At 42.0% G+C, this 2829-nt stretch carries 3 protein-coding genes; 2 read left to right on the plus strand and 1 reads right to left on the minus strand.

The window, feature by feature from the left end; translation table 11 throughout:
* Nucleotides 1-18 precede the first annotated feature (18 nt).
* The gene (cdd, locus tag VN429_RS05225) at nt 19-519 is read right to left on the minus strand and encodes a cytidine deaminase (protein ID WP_325630554.1); all 501 of its coding nucleotides are present in this window, start codon (nt 517-519) and stop codon (nt 19-21) included.
* A 110-nt stretch (nt 520-629) separates the two neighbouring features.
* Between cdd and VN429_RS05230 the strand changes: the two genes are divergently transcribed.
* Together VN429_RS05230 and VN429_RS05235 are read left to right on the plus strand one after the other, a co-directional pair.
* The gene (locus tag VN429_RS05230; protein WP_325630556.1) at nt 630-989 is read left to right on the plus strand and encodes a nuclear transport factor 2 family protein; all 360 of its coding nucleotides are present in this window, start codon (nt 630-632) and stop codon (nt 987-989) included.
* Between the two features lie 1053 nt (nt 990-2042).
* Nucleotides 2043-2294: a DUF7123 family protein gene (locus tag VN429_RS05235; RefSeq protein WP_325630558.1), complete on the plus strand. Its 252-nt coding sequence runs from the start codon at nt 2043-2045 to the stop codon at nt 2292-2294.
* The last annotated feature ends 535 nt before the right edge of the window (nt 2295-2829 follow it).

Here is a 2829-nt window from a genome sequence, read left to right on the forward strand (position 1 = left end):
ATAGAGGATATTTGCTGATCAGGCCAGTGATGATGGTCCGAATGCATTTGGAAGGAGATCACGGATAGTGGTCACCTTTATTGCCTTTCCATTTGAGACAATAACCCGGGCGTCAAGTCCGAATTCAGAGATTATCTGTCGGTCAGATCCACACGGATACGCAAAATCTCCTCCTGAACTCGTGACAGCTATCGCTGAAAACTTCTGTTCTCCTTCTGAAACGGCTTTATAAACCGCAACTTCAGCTGCAGTTACTGATAAACCATAGACAGCATTTTCCACGTTTGCCCCGGTGAATACAGATCCATTGGCGGTGAGAAGGGCTGCACCGACCTTATAGTGTGAATAGGGGCAGTACGAGTTATTCTGAGCCTCTATTGAGTACCTGATCAAGTCTTCATCAGTGACTGATCCGGGTGTTATCCCGGTTTTGTGGATATTCTGATCATCAGCAGAGAGAGGAATAATTATCAGACTGAAGATAACCAGAACCAAAAAGGGCAATGCTCTATTGTACATACCAGGTATCTGTTAACAGATAATGAAAATAGATTCGATTCATCTCATGATGCGTGAAAGAATCAAATATTTGATTCTCATATGGCAGGAGCGATAACTGGTATATTGCTATGAGGCCGAAAGAAGTCCTTCAACAATTTGTTGAGGCGTTTAACAGGATTGATGTCGAGAAACTGGTCAGTCTGTACCATAAGGATGCAATCAACCACCAGGTCGCAGAAGAGCCAGTCCAGGGGCACGATGCAATCAGGAAGATGTTTGCAGAGAGTTTTGCGAATGCATCAATGACCTGTATCGTGGAAAATATGTTTGAGGATGGAGAATGGGCCATCATGGAGTGGAGGGATCCACAAGGTCTCCGGGGATGTGGGTTCTTTCATGTCATTGACTCGAAAATTGTGTTCCAACGGGGGTACTGGGATAAATTGACGTATTTAAGACAACAGGGCCTCCCAATACCCATGGAGTAGAGAGTTTATTAGATGACAATGATTCTGGAGATTTACTATCTGTAGTGAAAACCAGGACATAACAATAGTTTCTGGATCAGCGTCAGTGCATGGAAATAAGATCTTCTTGAATCAACAGATTTTCGGAGTTCTTGCCTTACAGTATCACAAGTCAATACCTCACTGAAATCATACTCACGTATACCTTATCCACCCGTGTACAGGATTTCTTGATATTTTCGCTGAACTTCCCATCTTCTCCATGATAGATCCCAGTCTTTAGAGTTCCGAACAGGATACCAGCGAATATACTTTATCATTATTTGGGAGACAAAGGGAATCGACATAATATGATCAAACAGGTTTTTGGACTTGAAATGATAAACGGGAATATTACCGCAGGTTTATGATCTTATCTAGTCCCATATCGATTCATGATTCATAAAACCTGCCAGTTTCAATCACTGGTATCATGATCGATCAGTCATCCACCGCTCTCTTCTCATCCGCGATTCACGAACATATCACCACGGAGCACCCCGACATAACCCTCGATACTTCACTATTTCAGAGAGTTGCAACAGGTTGCAACAGTTTAAACCAACGATTAACCTTCCTATACTCTCCTAATTTTCCAGTTTTCATGATACGCACTTAATATCTAAAACCAGGTGCAACACCCCGGACGCTGTCAGTTCAGTCATCATGACACCAGAGTAACGATTACACCTAAATAACCTATAAATTTTATTTAAATATTATTTCTAACTGATTTTAACAGATTTTTGCTGCCGGGTTTATAACCTGTTTCATGCAACAATAGTATGTCACACAGAGACCTGCACAAGGGTCGTCCGAAAAACCCGGACACCGGCAGTCTCTGTGCACAATAGATGAGCTGCGTTCAACATGTCCTCCTACAATCAATGTGACTCATCATTAAAACCGGGAACCAGACCTCTCAGGAAAGGTTTCCAACTCTCAGTTCGCTGCAATGATCCAACTGAATTTCAGCCAGCCGCCAAACGGCTGGTCCTTTCTCCTACATTCAATCAATTAGTACATGAGGTAATTATGTTCACTAAAGGCACACTCACCAGCACCTATAATGAAAGACAGATAACCCTGATAACCTACCTTGAAGACCGGGTAAAAGAAGGAAAGAACTTCTTTAAATCAAAGTATATCGCCAGAGAAACAGGCCTCTCCTCAAAAGAGGTAGGAACAAACATGGGACTCTTGGCTGAGAACTGCCCCAAATTCACGATTCAGAAATACAGTTACTCAAACAGCACTACCTGGCTGATCACACCCTCCCAAGCATAACCTATCTTTTTTCTCTGTCTCTGTAAAGCACTTGAAAATAATAGGATACTAACACAGAGTTGCACCCTTACCCCCAATCAGAGAAAGAATGTCTATAGCCACGTTATTTCTGGATATCTGACTGAATAATAATCGGTTTGATTCTCGGTTATATCCAGATTCATACAGATGTCGATCTTTTATTCAACAGCATAACAATGTGGAGGGTCCAAATGCCACGCTGCAGGCGGTGAGAGATACCCTGTCGCCTTTAGATGTGAGAGCATGAACATTTCAAGGTACGAGGTTTATAGTACTGACCGGCATTGAGCCATGTGCTGACATTTTTACAGTTCTGGCTAAATCCCTTTTTTCAGGAAATGTTTGCACAAACATCTACAACAAAAAATCGAAGATAAGCCAATTATCGGAGATTTACATGCTCATTCTATTGGATAACAGAGGAACCTTATAAAGAAAACGAGTTGTCAGACGTATGTCTGCCGAATTTTTCCAAACTGGATATAGGTCAGGTATCAGGTGGAAAATATAGAAT

Origin of the sequence: Methanospirillum sp. (assembly GCF_035560735.1) — an archaeon.
In the GTDB taxonomy this organism is placed as follows: domain Archaea; phylum Halobacteriota; class Methanomicrobia; order Methanomicrobiales; family Methanospirillaceae; genus Methanospirillum.